At 62.1% G+C, this 20,777-nt stretch carries 20 protein-coding genes; 17 read left to right on the forward strand and 3 right to left on the reverse strand.

What is annotated here, in order from left to right; genetic code table 11:
• Positions 1–120 precede the first annotated feature (120 nt).
• From C811_RS06360 to ribF, 10 genes are all read left to right on the forward strand, one after another.
• A complete protein-coding gene (locus C811_RS06360; RefSeq protein ID WP_156997050.1) occupies positions 121–819 on the forward strand; it encodes a hypothetical protein in 699 nt (232 codons plus the stop codon).
• Between the two features lie 189 nt (positions 820–1,008).
• The gene (locus tag C811_RS06365; protein WP_156997051.1) at positions 1,009–1,860 is read left to right on the forward strand and encodes a hypothetical protein; all 852 of its coding nucleotides are present in this window, start codon (positions 1,009–1,011) and stop codon (positions 1,858–1,860) included.
• Positions 1,857–2,705 carry a hypothetical protein gene (locus C811_RS06370; RefSeq protein ID WP_016308690.1) on the forward strand — a complete coding sequence of 283 codons (849 nt, stop codon included), beginning with the start codon at positions 1,857–1,859 and terminating at the stop codon, positions 2,703–2,705. Before C811_RS06365 ends, C811_RS06370 begins: the two co-directional genes overlap by 4 nt.
• Positions 2,698–3,390 carry an ABC transporter ATP-binding protein gene (locus tag C811_RS06375; RefSeq protein WP_016308691.1) on the forward strand — a complete coding sequence of 231 codons (693 nt, stop codon included), beginning with the start codon at positions 2,698–2,700 and terminating at the stop codon, positions 3,388–3,390. Before C811_RS06370 ends, C811_RS06375 begins: the two co-directional genes overlap by 8 nt.
• Positions 3,391–4,065, forward strand: coding sequence for a DUF5028 domain-containing protein (locus C811_RS06380; protein WP_016308692.1), 675 nt, complete (start codon positions 3,391–3,393; stop codon positions 4,063–4,065). It begins immediately after the preceding gene.
• A gap of 31 nt (positions 4,066–4,096) precedes the next feature.
• Positions 4,097–4,834, forward strand: a complete 738-nt coding sequence (locus C811_RS0102885; RefSeq protein ID WP_022926403.1) for a hypothetical protein — start codon at positions 4,097–4,099, stop codon at positions 4,832–4,834.
• 488 nt (positions 4,835–5,322) lie between these two features.
• Positions 5,323–5,712, forward strand: coding sequence for a 30S ribosome-binding factor RbfA (rbfA, locus tag C811_RS06385; RefSeq protein ID WP_016308694.1), 390 nt, complete (start codon positions 5,323–5,325; stop codon positions 5,710–5,712).
• Positions 5,699–6,730 (forward strand): DHH family phosphoesterase, encoded by a 1,032-nt coding sequence (locus C811_RS06390; RefSeq protein WP_237563917.1) that lies wholly within the window; start codon positions 5,699–5,701, stop codon positions 6,728–6,730. The genes rbfA and C811_RS06390 overlap by 14 nt, the downstream gene beginning before the upstream one ends.
• Positions 6,730–7,752 (forward strand): tRNA pseudouridine(55) synthase TruB, encoded by a 1,023-nt coding sequence (gene truB, locus C811_RS06395; RefSeq protein ID WP_016308696.1) that lies wholly within the window; start codon positions 6,730–6,732, stop codon positions 7,750–7,752. The genes C811_RS06390 and truB overlap by 1 nt, the downstream gene beginning before the upstream one ends.
• The gene (gene ribF / locus C811_RS06400) at positions 7,733–8,659 is read left to right on the forward strand and encodes a riboflavin biosynthesis protein RibF (protein WP_016308697.1); all 927 of its coding nucleotides are present in this window, start codon (positions 7,733–7,735) and stop codon (positions 8,657–8,659) included. Before truB ends, ribF begins: the two co-directional genes overlap by 20 nt.
• 114 nt (positions 8,660–8,773) lie before the next feature.
• Here the strand turns inward: ribF and C811_RS06405 are convergent, their stop codons facing one another.
• Positions 8,774–10,723: an LTA synthase family protein gene (locus tag C811_RS06405; RefSeq protein ID WP_016308698.1), complete on the reverse strand. Its 1,950-nt coding sequence runs from the start codon at positions 10,721–10,723 to the stop codon at positions 8,774–8,776.
• Between the two features lie 238 nt (positions 10,724–10,961).
• On the opposite strand from C811_RS06405, the gene uvrC reads away from it, so the two are divergent.
• From uvrC to C811_RS06435, 6 genes are all read left to right on the forward strand, one after another.
• A complete protein-coding gene (gene uvrC, locus C811_RS06410) occupies positions 10,962–12,959 on the forward strand; it encodes an excinuclease ABC subunit UvrC (protein WP_084811575.1) in 1,998 nt (665 codons plus the stop codon).
• Positions 12,960–13,045: 86 nt separating this feature from the next.
• The gene (gene rapZ / locus C811_RS06415) at positions 13,046–13,984 is read left to right on the forward strand and encodes an RNase adapter RapZ (RefSeq protein ID WP_198010049.1); all 939 of its coding nucleotides are present in this window, start codon (positions 13,046–13,048) and stop codon (positions 13,982–13,984) included.
• 4 nt (positions 13,985–13,988) lie between these two features.
• Complete coding sequence (locus C811_RS06420; protein WP_016308701.1) at positions 13,989–15,140, forward strand: gluconeogenesis factor YvcK family protein; 1,152 nt, start codon at positions 13,989–13,991, stop codon at positions 15,138–15,140.
• A gap of 9 nt (positions 15,141–15,149) precedes the next feature.
• A complete protein-coding gene (gene whiA, locus C811_RS06425; protein WP_016308702.1) occupies positions 15,150–16,088 on the forward strand; it encodes a DNA-binding protein WhiA in 939 nt (312 codons plus the stop codon).
• Between the two features lie 73 nt (positions 16,089–16,161).
• Positions 16,162–16,752 (forward strand): type IV toxin-antitoxin system AbiEi family antitoxin domain-containing protein, encoded by a 591-nt coding sequence (locus C811_RS06430; RefSeq protein WP_016308703.1) that lies wholly within the window; start codon positions 16,162–16,164, stop codon positions 16,750–16,752.
• Positions 16,749–17,615, forward strand: a complete 867-nt coding sequence (locus C811_RS06435) for a nucleotidyl transferase AbiEii/AbiGii toxin family protein (RefSeq protein WP_016308704.1) — start codon at positions 16,749–16,751, stop codon at positions 17,613–17,615. Before C811_RS06430 ends, C811_RS06435 begins: the two co-directional genes overlap by 4 nt.
• Positions 17,616–17,673: 58 nt before the next feature.
• Here the strand turns inward: C811_RS06435 and C811_RS17025 are convergent, their stop codons facing one another.
• Positions 17,674–18,654: a LysR family transcriptional regulator gene (locus C811_RS17025; RefSeq protein ID WP_244874312.1), complete on the reverse strand. Its 981-nt coding sequence runs from the start codon at positions 18,652–18,654 to the stop codon at positions 17,674–17,676.
• The gene (gene hypA / locus C811_RS15705) at positions 18,638–19,030 is read right to left on the reverse strand and encodes a hydrogenase maturation nickel metallochaperone HypA (protein WP_016308706.1); all 393 of its coding nucleotides are present in this window, start codon (positions 19,028–19,030) and stop codon (positions 18,638–18,640) included. The genes C811_RS17025 and hypA overlap by 17 nt, the downstream gene beginning before the upstream one ends.
• A 225-nt stretch (positions 19,031–19,255) precedes the next feature.
• On the opposite strand from hypA, the gene C811_RS06445 reads away from it, so the two are divergent.
• Entirely contained in the window at positions 19,256–20,701 is a 1,446-nt protein-coding gene (locus tag C811_RS06445; RefSeq protein ID WP_016308707.1) for a 4Fe-4S binding protein, read from the forward strand.
• The last annotated feature ends 76 nt before the right edge of the window (positions 20,702–20,777 follow it).

The following is a 20,777-nucleotide window of genomic DNA, read 5'->3' on the forward strand; positions in this document are numbered from 1 at the left end:
TATTATGGTGTTTTATGTCCCCTAGCCGCCGCCAGGAGGGCGGCTCTGCACGAAGCGGTCTCAGGGACTGTCACAAAATGCCGCGATACGATCCTCGCTCTATTTCCTGCGAGATAATCTGTGGAGAGGCCTGCAAGAGAATTGACAGGAAGCGATGAGATAAGATTACAAGCGTTCTGCGAGAATAATCAAAATCGCAGCGATGAGGACACGACGTTCAAACAAGAATCGTCAATCAACGAATCAAGGGTGTTTTCCCTGATAGAGTTTGGATTGCAATCGATTGCAGCTTTAAAAAAACAAATTTGGAGGTGCAATATGAAAGCATCATCATCCGCCTCGCAGCTCACTTTTCAGCAAAAGGCTGCTGCGTTGATCATTGTCGGTCTCCTATCCTTGTTCTCCGTTCTAGCGTTCGCTCCGCAAGCCCACGCCGACGATCTGGATACGGGCTATATGTTCTATCTGAAGAGCAAGGGAGCGACCGACGGAACCGGCTGGAGGCATAAGGGCGCCGAGGGCAGCGCTTACATTCATATCATGGAGCATCGCGGAGATCATTGCCGCCTGTACATTGATGGCGCTCTGGACCGAGAGGGTCGCGGCGCCAAGAACTGCATGGTCGGCGAGGCCTGGGCTGACCGCGATGGTCAATACCGCATCCACAACACGGTTCGCGATGCGCACATGGGCAACGCAGACTATCACTATGCACGCCTGACTGCCTGGGCGCCTTACGGTGAAGGAAGCACCAACGGCGTTTGGAGTCCTGATTGCAGCAAGAAGGCCGAAAAACTGCCCATACTTAATATCGAGTAGTACCTTGTTGTAAAGGCCTCTCGCTGCAAGCCAGTAGCGAGAGGCCTTTTCCAGACAAATGCGCAGTTGCCGTTCTCGGTTCAGTTTAACAACAAGTTGCTCATCAGGGCATCCGTGGCAGAACGCAGGGCTAGCATCTAACGAAGTAGGAGAACCACATCCAAGCTGAGAGGAGGCCTTATGCGCCGTATGTTGGCACTCGAACTACGAGAGGCCTTTTCCAATAGGTGGTTCACCATCGCCGTGCTCGCAGCCGTTCTTCTCGCAGCTCTCGCAGCTGGAGAGTCGGTTGAGAAATTCAACACAAACGGCTTCGACGCCTCCGATTCCAGTTACTACGCCTACTACTCAAGCTGGAGCAGCGTTTCCGTATGGTTGGGGGTGGGCGCATGGGGACGGTCGAGCCTGTATTATCTCTTCTTCTACGGCATCATCTTTGTAGCGCCCTTGGCATATAGCTGGTCAAGTTCGACCGATATAAGAAGCGGCTACGCGCGTCAGCTGGCCGTACGCAGCACCAAGAAATACTATCTCTTCAGCAAGCTCTTCGCATGCTTCTCGGCGTCGTTTGTCGTGGCAGCCTGCGGGCTTCTGGCAAACCTGCTGTTCGTCTCTTTGTTCTTTCCAGCTTACCCTCCCTTCTCCTACGACAGCCTCTACACTGGCATGACGTACGGCAAGGTCCTCGCCGATCTGTACTATGCTAACCCCATCCTATTCATCGCCGTACGCACCCTTTTCGATTCGTGTGTCTGCGGCGCCTGGGCAGCCTTCGTTGCTAGCATAGGGTGGTTTTCCCGACACGTCGCACTGAACTATATTGCGTCCTATCTAGGACTCCTTGGGTTGGAGTTTCTCAACCATTATTTCTTTGCCGCCATTACCACTGCGCCGATCTTTGAGTTCAGTGTTTTTCAGATCATTCAAAGCTGGAGTTTCGAATATGCCCACGAACCTCTCGTTTCCCTTGTCGTCCTTGCGATTTTGGCGCTAGGCTCAGTCCTGCTCACCCTCGTTAAATGCAGGAGGGATCTCCTGTGAAAAGACTGGTACAATGCCTACGCTTCGATATGCTGGCGGGGCACCGTTTCCTCTTGGCTTCTGGGTTGCTGGGATGTTTAATGGCTGCATTCTTTCTGACGGGCTCCTGGGTCAGGGCTTCGGCATATCATGTGGAATGGTCCTCGTTCACGCTAGGTGACAACGCGCTGCTGCTTCTAGGTGGCACTCTGCCCCCGGCGGCATCCGATCAGACCCCCACATTGTTCCCGATTGGCTGGCTCTTGCTGTTTGTGAGCTCCATGGCCGCCCCCGTTCTCTATGCGGGAAGGTCCAGCAGAGGCAGTTTTGCGGCCAATGCGATTATTAGAGGCGGCGCACGGGCACCGTGGCTCATCGCCAAATGTCTGTGGTCCATTATTGCCTCGCTTGTCTTTTGGCTCGCATTCTTTACTGTCTTGTCCGGGCTCACCTTGTGTGTATCGGGGGATCTGTCGCCCCTGGCATCCAGATCCATAGAGGTGATCGGCCTCGCTCGCAACGACGATTTGACTCAGGGACCCTATGCTCTCGGAGCTTTTCTGTTGATCGCACCTGCCGTAAGCACCCTTCTTCTTGTACCGCTCGTCCTTCTCGGCATCCTGGCTAACGAGCTCCTTGCCTTTCTCGTTGGCATCGGCTGCCTCCTTGCATCCGTGATGTCGATAACGGGCTTTGTTCCCGGTGAGTATCTTATGGCAACGAGGACGAACTCCTTCCTTGCGCATGGCATAGCCCCTGTGCAGGCTCTTGTTTATTCACTAACTCTTAGTATTGTCAGTTTGCTCATTGGCACGATAGTGTTCCGCGGCAAAAACCTTATGGGAAGGAGTGAGACCCATGATTGAGCTGCTCAATGTTTGCAAGTTCATTAAGAGTCGCGAGGTCCTGCGCGATGTCTCCCTTTCGATCGAATCTGGCGAGGTCGTCGGCATCAAAGGCGCCAACGGCTCGGGAAAAACCATGCTTCTTCGCTCCATAGCCGGGCTGATCTACCCTACGTCGGGGAGCGTTATCGTCGACGGGGTAAATCTCAGGGAATCCGCTGCGTTTCCCCCAAGTATCGGCCTTCTCATCGAGAACCCGTCTTTTTTACCTCACCTCACTGGCCTGAAAAACTGCGAACTTCTCGCCTCGATCAAAGACGTTGTGACAAATAAGCAAATTTCTCAGTGCCTCATGGACGTGGGTCTTGATCCTCAGGATACCCGTACGTTCAATAAGTACTCTCTCGGGATGAAGCAGCGCCTCGGACTAGCGGCTGCATTCATGGAACAGCCCCACGTTGTCCTACTGGACGAGCCCACCAATGCCCTCGACGAGGAGGGCATCGAGCTGCTATCTTCTCTCGTGCGCAAAAGCCGAGAACGTGGCGCCTGTATCGCCATCGCTTCCCACGACGCTCTTGTACTGGAGACCATAGCCGACAAGATATACCTTATGAAAGAGGGTGCACTGCAGCCCGCATCGTCCACCGCCATCCCTCCAGTCGATCAGCAATGCGCAGGCACGCAAGCAGAGGAGGCGGCTTAGATGACCAGATCGAGAAACTTCAAGTTCGCCGCTATCGTCGTCTTGGCAGCTGCCCTAATCATTGCCGCTTTCGTTCGGGTTGCCTTGGTCAATCAATATGTAACTCAAACACTCGTGGAGTCTTACCCTGAAGGCACATGGGTCACCTACGACGGTGCTTACGCAGGAGTCGCCAGCGAAAACACGGACGGTCTCTCCATACGAGTCGACAGCGCCTCGCTCGTATCCCCCCGACAATTCATTGACTCCTACGCCTCATCCCAAGTGAATCTCACCGAAAACGTAATTGGGAAATATGCCGACATCACGCCAGCCACTGCGGACACGCCCTCCGTCCTTGCCGTGAAAATCTCTCTACGCCGGTCGCCCACCAACGTAGATGGTCAATTCTCGGCTATCGACTGGCGCATTATTAGCTTGCAAAGCCCTAGTCTTTCCATGCAGCCAGATTGGGACCTGTGGGAATTGGCCGATACCCACATGATAGACCAATCCGCTTTTAGTATTCAGGAAGGAAGTGAGTATGCGACTGTCGTGCCCTTCAGTATTCAGTCCCAGGGGGAATACTTCGATCCTTCTCCCCTCAGAACCCGGCTCCCGCTGGAGCAGGGAGATTACGAATTCGTCGTGACCAATTCCCCCGTTCGTAAACTTATCACCTTTGCGACACATTAGAAAGCACGCTCTCAAGAGAAAGGGATCCATCATGAAAACTACTACCGCAAAACCTCTCGCTATGGCGCTTCTTCTGGCCATAACGATCGGCGCCCTCGCTGTCGTATCTGGCTGCGCGAACGAGGCGGCGACCTCCGCGTCAGCAGACTCCGATGTGGAGCAGTCCTCAGCAACAACCCAAGCCGATGGAGAGGATTCTTCCAGTGCCACTGTCCCTGGAAGTAGCATGAGCGACACTCTTACCCTCAGCTCCGATACTTATCAAAATCTCGGCTGGAGGGGGACGCTTGAGGCTCGCATCGAATCTGCCCAGCTCTACAAGAATTACGATGCCGCCAAGAAGAAGATTGCCGACTTGTTTCCCGCTGAAGACGCCGTCAAGGACGGCCCGGTGCTTGTCTGCGAAGTCTTTCTCGACAACTCAGGAGCGGTGAGCCAGGAGCAGAGCGGAGCCTTTAAGGCAGACTTCATGTTCCTCGGCCCCGACCGCATCCCTGTCACGTTCTTCGCTCTCTCGGAGAAGGGTAATGCGACCTCCCGCAGCGACGACGCTTCCATGGAATTCGAGCTCCCCGACAAGGGATCCACCACTATCACCGTTGGCTTCTCTGTACCCCAAACCTGGCTCGATGGGAGCGTGGATATCAACAACCGCGACTACATCGCCTTTGGCGGTACGAAAGAGCAGTATCACATGAGCTACGCCGGCGAAGTCCCCGACAATGACTTCATCTGGCTGACCACGGAAGTATTCAAAGAGACGAAGTAGTCAAGCAGAGATCGCTCACTGGTCCCGAACTTGGAGCGCCGCGACGACTAGGCTCGTCGCGGCGCTTTGCATTTGCGAGAGGTCTTACCGCAACGCTCGGAGCTGTTTACGGACCCCGCAGCTCGGCTATGCGTTCTCAATCATCGTTTCTCGTCTTTTAAGTGTAACTTTTCGGGATAGATGAGGGCGAGTTCACTGCGCAGGAGGCAGAACTCGTGTGTGGTGGAGGATGCTTCCGGTTGGTAGTTTCAAGCATGATTGTTTCCTTTGGGTGATCGATACGGCGCCTTTGACCTCTTCTTCGTGTGAAAGCATTGGAAGAGCGATCCGTTTTCTATACAATTTCAGGCACCTATCGGACTCTCGCTGACCTCCTTGGGCGAACCTGGGAGTTCCGTTTTGATGACGTAATTCCAATAAGGAAGAACGGGGCTTTTCTTTCCCTATACTGAGATCATCTATCCGTCTCGATGTGAGGAGATGGCGTTATGAAGCAGAGTGCTTCCAACCGCAAGGTTAACGAGCAGGCCCGCGAGGTCATCGCGAGCATCCTTTTGTTCGACGTGTCCGATCCTCGGCTGCATCTAGTGACCATCACCGGCTGCGAGGTCAGCTACGACCGCTCGGCCTGCAACGTGTACTACACCACCGACCCCGAGCGCTACGGCGACGTGCAGGCCGCCTTCGAGCAGGCCGCCGGGCATATCCGCTCGCTCATGGCCAAGAAGCTCTCCTGGCGCGTGGCGCCGGAGCTGCGCTTCCATCTGGACAAGTCGGTGGACCAAGCTGAGGCTATCGGGGCGGCCCTGGCCTCCGAGCGCGAGCACCAGCAGCAGCGCATCGTGGAGGAGACCATCGGCGAGGATGGGGAGTTCTAGACCCATGGCGGTGACTCCTCAGACCAATACGACTCTGGCCGCCATCGCCAAGGCGCTACGCGACCGGGATCATTTCGTGATTTGCGGCCACGTGAGTCCCGACGGCGACTGCCTCGGTTCCCAGCTCGCCTTAGCCGCCGCCCTGCGGCAAATGGGGAAAAAGTGCGTCTGCGTGCTCGCCCGCGAGGAGGAGCCCCCGCGCGATCTGGCCTTCCTGCCCGGCTTCGACGGTCTTATGCCCGCGGCGGCCTATAAGGGTCCCTGCGAGGTGTTCGTCGCGGTGGATGTGCCCACGACTGAGCGCGTGGGCGATGCGGCGCGCCTGCAGGCGGCTGCCGACCTCACGGTGACGGTGGACCACCACGCGGTGCCGACCGTTATGAGCGCCCTCAGCTACACCGATCCCGATGCCGCCTCCACCACCATGCTCATCTGGGAGCTCGCGGCGGCGTTGGGCGCCGAGCGCGACCGCATCGTCGCCACGTGCTGCTACACCGGCCTCATGACCGACACGGGCCGCTTCCAGTATCAGAACGCCGACGCGGCCGCCTTCGCCGCCGCTGCCGAGATGGTGGCTGCCGGCGCCGAGCCCGCGGCCATTTCGCGCCACATCTACCAGAGCCGCTCGCTCGCCTCTATCCTGCTGGAGGGCCGCAACGTGGACCATATGGCGCTTGCCGCCGACGGTACCGCCGCGCTCTCGTGGCTGTCGCTGGCCGACTTCGCCGAGTGCGGCGCCTGCAAGGCCGACGCCGAGCCCATGGTGGACGTGCTGCGGGCCATTGACGGCGTGGAAGTGGCCTGCATGCTGCGGGAGCAGTCCGGCGGCGAGATTCGCGGCAGCCTGCGGGCCAAGGGCGATGCCGATGTGGCCGCCATCGCCCGCGCCTTCGGCGGGGGAGGGCATACCGCCGCGGCCGGCTTCACGTTCTGCGGCACTCTGGCCGAGGCCGTCTCGGCGCTCGCCGAGCGCTTGGGCATCGAGGAGCCCTGCCTGCCGGCGGAGGCGTCCCTCTGATGGCGAAGAAGCGCGGAACGACCGATCTGTCGCTCATGGTGGCGGTGGACAAGCCCTCGGGCATGACCTCCCACGATGTAGTGAACCGTGTGCGCCGCATCTTCGGCGAGCGCCGGGTGGGCCATACCGGCACCTTGGACCCGCTGGCCTCCGGCGTACTGCCCGTGTGCATCGGGCCGGCCACACGTCTGGATCACTACCTGGTGGGCCACGACAAGTCCTACGTGGTATCCATCGTCTTCGGCGCCGCCACCGACACCGACGATGCCGAGGGCGCCGTCATTCGCACCGGCGAGGTGCCCGACGAGGTGTTCGACCCCTTCTTCGCCAGCGCCTTCGTGGCCAGCCTGGTAGGGAAGTCCAAGCAGCTGCCCCCGGTGTACTCTGCTATCAAGGTGGGCGGGAAGAAGGCTTGCGACGAGGCGCGCCGCGGCCGCATCATCGACCTGACGCCCCGCGACATCGAGGTGTCTACCGCCGAGCTGCTCGGCATCTGGGGGGCCGACGGCACCGAGCCCGCCCGCTGGGATGTGGCCTTCACCGTATCGGCGGGCACCTATATCCGCTCTCTGGCCCGCGATATGGGCAATGCGCTCGGCTGCCCGGCTCATGTGGGGGCCCTGCGCCGCACGGCGGTGGGGGCCATCGCCCTGGATGAGTGCGTGAGCCTGGAGACGCTGGAGGATATCGGCTTGGCTGCGGCGTTAGACCCCCTGCGGGCCCTCGGATGCCGTTTCGCCTATCTGGACGATGCGGCGGCGGCCCGCGTGCGCAACGGCAACCCGCTTCCCGCCCGCGCGCTCTCCCTCTGCGAGCGGCGCTCGTCGGACGCTGCCAGCGAGCTGTGCGCCTGTACGGCCGGGGTGCGCGAGAGCTGCAAGCCGCCCGAAGATGACGAGATCGTCGCCTTGGTGTACGATAACCGCGTCATCGCCCTGTACGCGTACCGTGCGGATCGCGACCAGTTCGCCTCCCGCTGCGTGTTCCCGATTGGAGTCATCCGTGGCTACTGTGATCTCTAAGGCCGATCCCGCCTACGACGAGGCCTTCCTCGCCGGAGCCTCCGTGGCCTTCGGCGTGTTCGACGGCGTGCACGAGGGGCACCGCTTCATTATCGGCGAGGCGGCCAACACCGCCCGCGAGGAGGGGGCGATGAGCGCCGTCATCACCTTCGACATCGATCCCGACGAGATGTTCGCGCCCGACCGCCTGAAGAAGCTCATGGCCAACGAGGCCCGCATCGCCAAGCTGGCCGAGCTGGACGTGGACGCGGTCGTGGTGCTGCCGTTCTCGCGCGAGTTTGCCGCCCAGAGCCCCGAGGATTTCCTGAACGCCTGCTTCGGCGGCGGGGTGCCGCGCCATATCCACATCGGCAGCGACTTCCACTTCGGCCGCAAGGCCGCCGGCAACGTGGAGAGCCTGCGCGCGTGGGGGGCTGCCCGCGGCATGGAGGTGCATGGCCACGAGCTTTTGGCCGAGGGCGGCGTTCCGGTGACGGCCACGCGCATCCGGCATCTGCTCGGCGAGGGGAAGGTGCGCGAGGCCGATGAGCTTCTGGGTCGCGCCTGGGCGCTTTCCGGTACCGTGCGCCCCGGCCGCGGCGAGGGCCGCGACTTCGGCTTCGCCACGGCGAATCTGGAAGTGGCGCCGATCATGCTGGCCATCGGCGAGGGCGTGTACGCGTGCTATGCCGTGGTGGACGGCCAGCGCTATAAAGCTGCCGTGAACGTGGGGGTGCCGGCCACCTTCGCCGATGCGTCCACCGCCAACATCGAGGTGCACCTGCTCGATTTCGACCGCGATATCTACGGCGATGCCATCGAGGTGGAGTTCGTGGAATGGCTGCGCCCCATGCGCGTCTTCGACTCCCTCGACGAGCTCATCGCCACCGTGCAGGGCAACATCGCCTGGGTCCGCGAGAACCTGTAGGGGCAAAGGGATTCGCCCTGAAATCCCCTCGACGTCGCGGCATGTACGGTCAGGGCCAAGATACCGAGGCGCCCTGCCTGCGGGAAGTTCCTCGCGGGCAGGGCGCCGGGCCGTCTACTGCCTTCCGAACAGCTGGTCGTACTGGATGATGCGGTACTGCTTCAGGATTCTCTTCGCTTGCTTGTGCTCGTCGGTCGCGGCTTTCTCCTTGAACCAGTGCCAGGTGCCGTCGGGGGTCATGAATCCGTTCAAATTGACGGCGGGTACCTTATCGCGCAGCGCCTCCATGTAGCGCATCCGCGGCGTCTCGGGCAGGCCGGCCGCCTCTGCGAGCAGGCTGCCCAGGTAGTTCAGGCTGGTGGCATCGCCGTTGGCGATAGAGGTCAGGCGCGACCCGTACTGCTGTCGCGCACTTTCGTTTGCCCAGATGAGATAAGGGGTGCGCCAGCGCTGCTGCACCTCGGCGAGCGGCGCGTCGTCGACGCTGTGGCCATAGGTGCGCTCGAACAGCCAGTCGGCGAATCCGGGCTGGTGATCGCCAAAGAACACCACGACGGTCGGTTCGTTTCGCGCGTTCAGCTCGCCGATGAGCCAGCGCAGATCCGCTTCCGACCGCTTGATGCAGGCGAGGAACTCGTCCACCTCGGCATCGTTTACGGCATCGGATTCCAGATGCACCGCATCGGCCTCGGGCACGAGGCCCGTGTCGTAGCCGCCGTGGTTCTGGATGGTCACGTCGAAGACGAACTGGGGCGCTTCGCCCTCGTCGATTTTCTCGAGCGCCCGCGCATAGGTGGCCCGGTCGGTTACGAGGTCGCGGAAGGTGTCGGCGCCCTCCATGGTGGTGATGTCGTCGAACTCGTCGAAGCCGAGCTGCTCGTAGATGCGGTCGCGCCGCCAGTTCGAGGCCTCGGCCGGGTGAATGGCGTGGGTCCCGTAGCCAAGGGAACGGAAGTACGACGCCAGGTTTTCGGTACCCTCCAGATCGTAGAGCACATAGGGATACACCCCGCCGCCCATGTTGCCCATGGAGGCGCCGGTCAGAAACTCGAATTCGCTGTTGCAGGTGCCCCCGCCCATAGCCGACACGTACACGTCGCCGGCGGCCAGGGCGTCGGCGGCCACCTCGCGAAAGAACGACGGCTCGGCCACCGTGCCCGCGAGGCCGGGGTAGCTGGACAGATCCGAGAAGGTCTCGTTCATGATGGCGATGACGTTGGGGCCGTCGTGGGGGCCCGCGACCGAGTTGCTCGCGGGGTCTTCCCGGTCGGCTGCGGTGTCTGCGGGTCGCGCGCCGAAGGGCTCCAAAATGTCGGTCACCGCTTCGGCGGAATAGCCTGCGGGGGGCTTGGGCACCAGTTCCTGGGCCCGGGATAGGAAGCAGAGCGCCGTTCCCTGGGTGGCGTAGGAGCCGCGCACGTCCCACACGTCCACCTTCACGGCGCACTCTTTCTTAATGGAGACGCGATCGAACTGCATAACGCCCGCCGTCGCGAGCAGCACGGCGCACAAGCAGTTCACCATCACGTCAGGCCCGGTGACGGGGCGCTTGGGGCACCAAAGGGCGAGCGCCGCGCAGAAGGCGGCGAAGGCGGCCAGGCACGCGACAAGCCGCGGAGTGAGAAAGAGGCTGTAGCCGCTGGATACCGAGGCGGCTGTGGACAGGGCGAACAGGTCGGCCGGCACGATGGGCTGGCCCTTGAACTCGATGAGGAAGAAATTCGCCATGCCCGAGAGCAGGCACAGGCCCACGAACACGGCAAGCGATGCCCGCGTGCGCTGGCCGATAAGGAACGTGATGGCGCCTCCGAGGGCGAGCACGGCCAGGTTCGGCATCACGTACTTCGCCTCCATGGCCGGAAGCCCATCGTTCCAAGGTACCTCCAGCAGGATGAACCCGAGTGCCACGGCCACGGCGAAAAACGCCAGGCGCACCAGCGTGCGGGCGATATCGCCGCGTCGGCTGCGCGCCGGAACGTCGGCGGCACGGCCGGTGCCGCCGCACCGGTTGCGCGTCGCCGCGCCCGCGCCGTCGACCTGTACTGCCTTCTGCGATTCAGTCAAAAGAAACCCCTCCGTTGGTTTATTGCAATTGCACAACATACCATCGACTCCGCTCGCCGGGCCGCGCCGCGCAACAACTCCCCGCATCCCACGGAATTTCTCCAAGAAGTTGAAGGAGATCCATCCTGCGAGGAGCGCCGAGCGCCTCAGCCGTTATACTGGGGCCATGAACGAGGACACTTCGCGCGAGAGCGCCTTTGAAACGGAATACGATGCCACCCTGGAACGAGAGGGGCGCATGAGACCCGCGCTGGATCGCGCCGTGCGCGGCCACGTGCCCGAAGGCGGTGAGACCCAGCAGGTCAAGATCGCCCGCATTAAGGGCGAGCTGGCATCGGTGCCCGCCGAGCCGGGCGTGTATCTGTGGAAGGACGCTGCCGGCGAGGTCATCTACGTGGGCAAGGCCAAGCAGCTGCGCGCCCGCATGCGCCAGTACGTGAACTTCCAGGACGATCGCGCGAAGATCCCCCTGCTCGTGGAGGCCATTCACTCCTTCGACTATATCGTGGTGGACAACGAGCATGAGGCGCTGGTGCTGGAGAAGAACCTCATCAACCAGTACAGCCCCTTTTTCAACGCGGACTTCAAGGACAACAAGAGCTATCCCTTCATCGCGCTCACGAAGGGCGACGTGTTCCCGGCCGTCAAGTACACCCGCGAGAAGCGGCGCGCCGACACGAAGTACTTCGGCCCCTTCACCGACGCCCGCGCGGCCCGGGAGATGATTGACATCGCCCGGCGCGTGGTGCCGCTGTGCGCCGCCACCTGCGCCGACTGGCGGCAGCTCACGCGCGCCCTGGAGAAAGACCCGCTCGCGTTTCTGAAGCGGGATGCGCGCCCCTGTTTCGACTGCCATGTGGGGCTGGGTCCCGGGGCCTGCTGCGGGCAGATCACGCCGGAGGACTATGCCGTCAACGTCCGGCGCATCGAGCGCTTTTTGGCGGGCAGCCACCGCGAGTTCGTCGACGAGCTCGCGGCCGAGATGCGCGCCGCCGCCGAGGAGCTCGACTTCGAGCGCGCGGGCCGCTTGAAGAGCCGCATCGACACCATCAACTCGCTCGCCGACAAGCAGCACGCCGTGTCGAGCCGCGACTTGAACGCCGATGTGATCGGATTTTTCCGCGAGGAGACCGTGGCCGGGGTGCACGTGCTCGTCATCCGCGAGGGGCGCATCGTGAACTCCAACGAGTTCGTCTTGAACCGCGGCACCGACGTGCCCGACCAGGACCTGCTGCGCAACTTCCTGTTCCGCTACTACGATGTGACCACCTCGGTGCCCCGCGAGGTCATCTGCGCGGTGCTGCCCGAGGATGCCGGGGCCATGGGGGAGTGGCTCACGGCGAAGCTGGACTCGGCCCACGGCGCGAAGGTGCGCTTTACCGCCCCGCAGAAGGGGGAGAAGGCCGATCTTCTAGCCATGGCCGAGACCAACGCGCGCCACGCCCTCATGCGCTACAAGGTGCGCACCAACTACGACGACAAGCGCATCAACAACGCCCTTCTGCAGCTGGAGAGCGCCCTGGCCCTCGATGCGCCGCCCATGCGCATCGAGTGCTTCGACATCTCCACCATCCACGGGTCCTACACGGTGGCCTCCATGGTGGTGTTCACCGGCGGCAAACCGGACAAGAACCAGTACCGCCGCTTCAAGATAAAGACGCCGCTTTCCGAGGCCAACGACTTCCTCTCCATGCAGGAGGTGATGAGGCGGCGCTACGCCCCCGAGCGCATGGCCGACGAGCGCTTCGGCAGCAAGCCCGACCTCATCATCTTGGACGGCGGCAAGCCCCAGCTCACGGCGGCGCTCGCCATGTTCGAGGAGATGGGAATCGATGACATCGCCATCTGTGGTCTGGCCAAGCGCGACGAGGAGCTGTTCGTGCCCTGGCAGGACACGGGGCCTGTGGTGCTGCCGAGCGGCTCGGCCTCGCTGTACCTCGTGAAGCAGGTACGCGACGAGGCCCACCGCTTCGCCATCACCTTCCACCGCGAGTTGCGCGGCAAGGGCATGACGGCGAGTATCTTGGACGAGGTGGCCGGCCTGGGGCCCGTGCGCAAGAAGGCCCTGCTCGCGCACTTCAAGTCCTTCAAGAACTTGAAAGAGGCCACCCTGGACGAGATAAAGGCGGCCCGGGTGGTTCCCGAAGAGGTGGCCGAGGAGCTCGTGGCCGTGCTGGCGCAGTATAATGAGCGGAAGCACGAGCGAGAAGAGAAACTGGCGGAAGAGATCTCCTGAAAGGAGCCCTGATGGCTGACGAGCAGAGCACGATTGCCGAGAAGATAGACCGTGAACTCGAGCCGCGCAAGGTGGTGGCTGAGCAGATGCCCGATTTCGTCATCGTCACCGGCATGTCCGGGGCGGGACGCACCGAGGCCATGCACGTCTTCGAGGACTTGGGCTATTTCTGCGTGGACAACCTGCCCTCGAGCCTGCTGGGCGATCTGGTGCGCGTGAACGAGGAGACGGAATCGACCGATGACCGCCGCCGCCTGGCCGTCGTGTGCGATTCTCGCAACGGCGACTTTTTCGGCGATTTGGAGGCGGAGCTGGCCGCCATGGAGGAGGCGGGCATCTCCTACAAGACGCTGTTTTTGGATGCGGCCGACGACAAGCTCATCGCCCGCTACAAGTCGAGCCGCCGTCGACATCCCCTGTGCACCGACGGCACCACCATCTGGCAGGGCATCCAGCGCGAGCGTCACCTGCTCATGGGTTTGCGCGATCGGGCCGACTTTGTCATCGACACCACCGACATGCTTCCCCAGAAGCTGCGCAGCACCATTCGGGGGCTGTTCTCCACGGGCAGCGAGCGCAAGGGGCTCGCGGTGACGGTGTACTCCTTCGGCTTCAAGCACGGCGCGCCCTATGACGCCGATCTGGTGATGGATGTGCGCTTTCTGCCGAACCCCTACTACGATCCGGAGCTGCGGCCCCTGACCGGACTCGATGCTCCGGTGCGCGATTTCGTGCGCATGCGCGAGGAGACCATCGAGTTCGAGCAGAAGTGGCACGAGCTTCTGGATGTGGTGATGCCGGGTTATGTGGCCGAGGGCAAGCAGCAGCTGGCCATCGGCGTGGGCTGCACCGGCGGCCAGCACCGCTCCGTGGCGCTTGCCGAGGCCACGGGCGACTACCTGAAGTCGAAGGGCTACCGGGTGAGCGTGGCCCATCGCGACCTGCGCCTGGCCGAACGCGGGGCGACGGTGGAGTCCCAGGGAGACAACGTGCTCGACCCGCGTGCCGCCGGGAAGGACGCCTAGGGCCATGGGCATCCGAAAGACCGACGCCTTCCGTGTGGACCCGGCGGCCACGGCGGCGTTCTCGGCCCTGAAAAGCGCGCTGCCGAACCTGGGCGGCCTCGACGCCGACGAGCGGGCCCTGCGCGCCGTGGTCATTGGCGGCGGCACGGGCGCGCCCGTGTCCATCCGCACGCTGCTCTCGCTCGGGGTCACGACGAGCGCGGTGGTGGCCATGGCCGATGATGGAGGCTCCACCGGCGTGCTGCGCGAGGAGGCCGACGCCACGCCGCCCGGCGACATCCGCAAGTGCCTCGTGGCCTTTGCGAAGGATCCAGCCGATCCGCTCGTGCGGGCGCTCAAGTACCGCTTCGCCGTGGCGCGCGACCATGCGCTGGGAAACCTCCTGCTCACGGCCTTGGAAGACGCCTGCGGGTCGTTCCCCGAGGCCATCGCCGTCTGCGAGCGGCTCGTGGACGCCCAGGGGCATGTGTATCCTTCCACCCTGGACCATGTGGTGCTTTCGGCCCGCACCTGCGACGGGCGCGTGCTCGACGGCCAGGCCGTGGCCTGCCATTCCCGCACGGCTTTGGAGTCGGTGTGGCTCGCCGGCGAGGACGGGCGGGCGCCCCGGCCCTTTGAGCCGGCGCTTCAGGCCATTCGCGAGGCCGACCTCATCGTGCTCGGTCCGGGGTCGCTGTTCACCTCCATTATCCCGAACCTGCTCATTCCCGGTGTGGTGGATGCCATTCGTGAAAGCCGCGGGCGCGTGCTGTTCGTGTGCGCGCTGGCCGACGTGCAGGGCGAGACCTGGGGGCTTACGGCCCGCGAGCACTTCGAGGCCCTTGCGGCCCACGGCATGGAGGGCCTGGTGGACTACATGCTCGTGCATTCCAAGGTGCCTCTGCGGGCGGAAAGCCCCGCTACGGGCAGTTTCGCGGCCATATCCGGCGCCGATCTGGAGCACGCCTCCACCTCTGATTTGAACGATACGCAGCTGATCCGGGGCGTGCGCCCCATCTCCATCAGCTACGCCGATATGCTGGCCATCCAGGCGCGCGGCCCCATCGTCATCAGCCGCAACCTCGCCGACCCCGAGCGGCCCACGTGGCATTCTCCCTTCGCCCTGCGCGATGCCTTCCAGAATGTCATCAGGCTTTCGCGCTCGCGGCGCGGCTAGGGAGACGCCATGTCGTTTACGGCCGAGGTGAAAGACGAGCTCGCCCGTGTGGTGCCGGCGTGTGCCGCCTGCGAGAAGGCGACGCTCGCGGCGCTCGTGCGCATCGAGGGCACGCTGTTCGTGAGCGGGCCCGACCGCTATCGGGTGGAAGTCGCCACCGATGCGCCGGCAGCGGCACGTCTCGTGGTGCGCTTGCTGCACGCCATCTACGCCCTGAAGACGAACCTCACCATGCGTCGCAGCGTGCTGCACAAGACGCCGAACTACCTCATCGAGGTGCCGGCGCAGCCCCATCTGGCCGACGCCCTGAGGGATATGGGCGTGCTCTCGGCCGAAGGCGGTCTTGAGCTGGGCATTAAGCCGGAGCTCGTGGCCAAGCCGTGCTGCGCGGCGGCCTACGTGCGCGGCGCCTTTCTGGGCTCGGGCTTCATCTCCAACCCGAAGAGCGATTTTCACTTCGAGATCACCGTGGAAACGGAGCCTCTGGCGGCGGGGCTCGTGGAGCTTATGGCCCGCAAGGACATCGCCGCCCGCGTCATGCAGCGGCGCAGCTCGTATATGGTGTACCTGAAAAGCGGTGCCTCCATTTTGGAGTTCCTCGCCTGGACCGGCGCTCACCAGGCGGCGCTCTCGATGGAGGAGGAGCGCGTAGTGAAGAGCGTGCGCAACGACGTGAACCGCATGATCAACGCCGAGATGGCCAACCAAGCCAAGGCCGCCGGCGCCGCCGTGGACCAGATCTACGCTATCCGCGCCGTGGTGGAGCACTACGGCATGGAGAACCTGCCCCCGGCGCTGCAGGATTTCATCCGCCTGCGTGTGACCTATCCCGAGGCGAGTCTGAAGGAGCTGGGGCAGCGCGCCACGCCGCCGCTTTCCAAGAGCGCCGTCTACCACCGCGTCCGCCGCATCGAGTCCATGGCCCGAGAAATAGGAGCAGGGGAGTAGGAGGGGCGATTCCCTCTCTAGTGGCTATATTTCCTCCAGTAAGTTGTGTATAATGCAACTTACTGGAGGAAATATGGTTAAGACGACGAAAATGATCCGTGAGGAACTGAGCAGCTTCGCCGATCCGGCGAACAAGGTCGCGCGTATGGTGCGCGAAGGACGCCTCACTCCTATAATCCGCGGCCTCTACGAAACCGAGGCGACCGCCTCTCCCTGGTCGTTGGCCGGGTGCATCTATGGGCCATCGTACATCTCCTTCGAGAGCGCCCTCTCCTTTCACGGCCTTATTCCCGAGGGGGTGAGGGCGGTGACGAGCGCCACCTTCGAGAAGGGCAAGGCGAAAGCCTACGACACGCCGTTCGGCTCGTTCCTCTTCCGCGACGTGCCCGCTGAGGCGTTCCCCTACGGCATCGACGTGAAGGGCCCCGCGAATGCGCCGTTCCGCATCGCGACGCCGGAGAAGGCGCTCTGCGACAAGCTCTACACGATGAGTCCGGTTACGAGCTGCGGGGGGCTTGAGGCGCTGCTCTATGATGATCTGCGCATCGATAGGGGCGATCTGGCCGCTCTCGATGTCGATGACGTGGCCTTTCTCGCCGAGAAGTATCGGTCTCGCAATGTGCGTCGATTGGCGAGGTACTTGAAGGAGGGGAGCGGGAGATGAGAAGCGTTTTGCAGCAGATGCTTGCAACCTATGATCCGGTTTCGCTCAATGACCGCAAGAATGCCGCGAAGGAGGTTATCCAGGAGATTGTGCTGTGCGGTTTATCCCGCGCGGGGTTTTTCGACAAGGTCGCCTTCTACGGCGGGACGGCGCTGCGCATCTTCTACGGCCTCGATCGCTTTTCCGAGGATCTCGATTTCTCGCTCATGGAGCCGGACGCCAGCTTCGATCTCTCGCGCTACTTCGACGCCGTGCAGAGGGAAGCGCGCTCGTTCGGGCTTGAGGTCGATATCCAGATGAAGCAGAAGAGCCGTCCCTCCGACATCCACTCGGCCTTCCTCAAGGCGAATACGCGCGAGCACCTGCTCTCCTTCTATCCGAACGAGGGGTCGCTTGCGGGCGTGCCCGCCGACGAGAAGCTGAAGATCAAGTTCGAGGTGGACGTCAACCCTCCCGCAGGCGCCTCGTTCCAGCGGGAATACCGCCTGTTGCCGGCTCCCTACGAGGTGAACCTCTACGACGCGCCGTCGCTGTTCGCGGGGAAGATCCATGCGGTTTTGTGCCGCGGATGGAAGGATCGGGTGAAGGGGCGCGACCTGTACGACTACCTGTTCTACCTCGCCCGCGATATTCCCGTGAACCTGGGGCACCTCAATGCGAGATTGGCCCAGACGGGATTTCGGGATGGATGCCCGATTGAGGGTGCAGGCGGTCTTCGCCGTGCTCTGTCGGAGCGTTTCGACGCCATCGATTTCGCGGATGCGAGAAGAGACGTCGAGCCCTTCCTCAACGATAGGAGCTCGCTTGCTCTGTGGTCGAGGGAGTTCTTCTGCCGGGTAGCCGAGGGACTCGAGGTGATTTAGCGCAACATGAGGCGGCTGATGCGCCGGATGCGATAGAGGACGGGCGCCTTCAGCGCATCTAGAGGGTCTCGGCCGCCACTTGCTTGGCAAGGTCGACGAAGGATGCCACCTGGGGCTTGACGGGGCGGTTGCCGTAAAGCAGGTAGGTGCGGATGACAAATTCGTCGTCTTCGGGCAGAACCCCCACCACATCGGGGTTGTAGGGGCATATGGTCGTTCCCAAATCCATGGTGACCTTGATCTCGTTACGACGCATCATGATGAAGAAGTCGGCGGAGTTTTCGATGCCCCTCAGGCATGAGTTCGGTGAGACGCCGGCCTTTTCAAGCACCTCCAGCTCGCCGTCGCGCCAGGTGGTGTACATGCGGTTCGTCGAATCGACAAGAACGCTTCCCGCGAAGTTCTGCGCCCTTATGGGAGACACCTTCAGTCCCGGATTGTCCTTATGGGCCCAAATCATGCCCCGGTAATCCATGAGCGGATCGCAAGTGAAGCCTTCCGGTATCTCATGCGGCATCGAGAAAACGACGCCGATGTCGGCCTTGCCGGAATAAATCGCCTCGGGAATAGTGTACACGCCCGAGTAGAAGAAAGTCGGAGCGAAGGCAGCGCAGGCGGTCCGCATGCGTGCAATCGACTCGTAGACGATTCTCGAGTAAGGGCCCAAATCGAAGGGAATGGAGCAGATGACAAGGGATTCCCTGCTTCCCGCGGCGATGCTCTGGCAGCGGGCTGTGAGCGAGTCGACATCGTTGATCAGAGTGCTGATGCCCTCGAGGTAGTGGCAACCGGCCGTGGTGAGCGTGAGCGGATTGCGCTCGAAGAGCTGAAGCCGAGCTCTGATTCCAATTCCGCGATATGGCGACGCAGGCTCGGCTGCGACATGTTCAGCTCTTTGGCCGCCTTGGAAAAGCTCATGGCATTGGCCAGTTGAATGAATTCCCTTGTGCGCTCGAGCATCGCGGCCCCCCAATCTTCTGACGTTTATTATGCCCGAAAAGAAACGGTGATAGCGGAAGATATCAGGTGCAGCGACCATGTTGGATGGACTGAGGTTCCTTTCGGGGAGAGGCTTCGATGCCTCCCACCAGAAACTCCAAGCCAGAATGTATTGCGTAGTTTTTATCCTGGCACGCGGGACAGCGATGCGTGGCCTCGTCGTGTGCGTCGAAGTGAAATACATAGCCGCAGGATTTGCACCGCAACATGATGGGCGGCCGTGAGATAACGAGCTCGGCGCCCTCGGCAATCGTATCGCGGGTGAGTCGTTCGAACATCCCCTCGAAGATACTCTCTGAGATATCGCGCAAGCGACCGATGGTGAGGTGTACTCCAGTCACGCGCTCGACTTCGCAGTTCTCAGCTTGGTTGAGAACAATATCCACCACGTTGTAGACCAGACTGGTTTCGTGCATGACGTCCTCCTGTCTCCCTGCTACATGATGGGCCTGCATGCCGATGCCATCATGTGCAAAGGATGAGCTTCGATGCTCGGAAAATGACAGGCGTTGATCGTCGGGCGAGAAAGGCCTGCTTGCCAAATGCGCAGAGGATGCCGGTCATTGTTTCGGCAAGGCGGTCGGGCTCGGGATATCGTGAGCTTGCGTTCCTGAACACGAGACGAGAGGAGCTGGTGCGCAATGAAGGAGATGGGAGTCGAGAGCATGGTTGCGAACGTGGAAGAGGTCGTGAGCGCCGACGGTGCCCAGAGCCGTTCGTTCGACCGGCGGGCTTTCCTTAAGGGCTCGGCTATCGGCATGGCGGGCATGATGCCCTTGGCGTCGCTCGTCGGGTGCGCTCCCAAGGGCTCGGAAGCGTCCCTTTCCGAGACCAGCGGGGAAGAGCCCTCTGCGGCCAACCAGGCCTTCGCTGCCGGAGGCGTCGAGGACTCCATGAGTTTGGAGGAGCTGAACGCCCTGCGCCACGCCTTCGTGGACAGCCAGACGGCCTACACCTGCGAGGACGGCTCGGTGGTGCCCGAGGTCTACGTGAAGCTGCGCGCTCTGTTCAACACCTACGGCTGGGGTATGGGCATGGCCGTGAATGATCACGCCTTCGACGAGTTCGTGTACCTGTTCAGCGAGGATGAGGCCCAGGCGTACCTGGAGATGCCCTTCGGCGTCGAGTTCACCGCGACGGACTTCTCCCTTGAGTCGGGACGCGATGAGGCTGCATGTTTGGCGCTGTGCGAGGATTTGGCCAAGCGCGGCACGCTTTACCGCGTGCGTCGCGGCGGCGTGTCCTTCTTCCATCATCTGGCCATGGCATACGGCCTGTGGGAGTTCCAGATCCTGGGTGCGGGCGACACGCCGGAGTACCGCGAGGCCCACAGCTACGTGTTTACCGAGGACGCCCCGCAGAACAAGATGGGCACTGGCACTCCGTTCTATTACTCGATTCCCGTGGGCAAAGAGGTTCTTGCCGATGACGAGCCCGGACTGTACCCCTACGACGACATCGAGAAGATTCTCGAGAACAACACCGTGTTCGCCGTGGGTCCCTGCCAGTGCCAGGCATTGGACCTTGCCGGCATTCCGCTCGACCCCATGCCCGAGATCGAGCGCTGTGTTGCCTTCGGCGCCACGGCCCAGTACGTCATCGACGGCGGTTATGGCCGCGAGATAACACGGGATGAGGCCCGCGAGATACTTCAGAAGTGCAAGGAGGCCGGCTATGTCTACCAGCATACCTGGACCAAGGAGCCCGAGATCATGTGCAACTGCCCTCGCGATGTTTGCGGCATCCTCACTACCTATGAGGCCCTGGGAGACCAGCTTGCTGACTTCAACACCTGCGTTAACGTGAGCCATTACACCCTGGAGCATGACAAGGACGCCTGCATCAAGTGCGGCAAGTGCATGGACCGTTGTCCGGTGCGCTGTATCTCTATGGATGATGAGGGCTTTCCCGCGCGTCTCATGTCCTGTGTGCGCTGCGGCCAGTGCGCCCTCGTCTGCCCGCAGGACGCACGCAAGCTGCGCCTTGCGAACCCTGACAGCGTCGAACCGCTGGCGAAGAACCTGCTTGACGACTACAACAAGAAGGCGGCCTTCCGCTTCGCGAACGACATGATTCCCGTGAAGTAACGCACGTTTTCCCTCCCCTCGGCGAGGCGGCTTCGTTTTCTTGCGGGGCCGCCTCGTTTTTTTTGAGACAGCTCGC

The organism is Adlercreutzia caecimuris B7, from assembly GCF_000403355.2.
GTDB lineage: Bacteria > Actinomycetota > Coriobacteriia > Coriobacteriales > Eggerthellaceae > Adlercreutzia > Adlercreutzia caecimuris.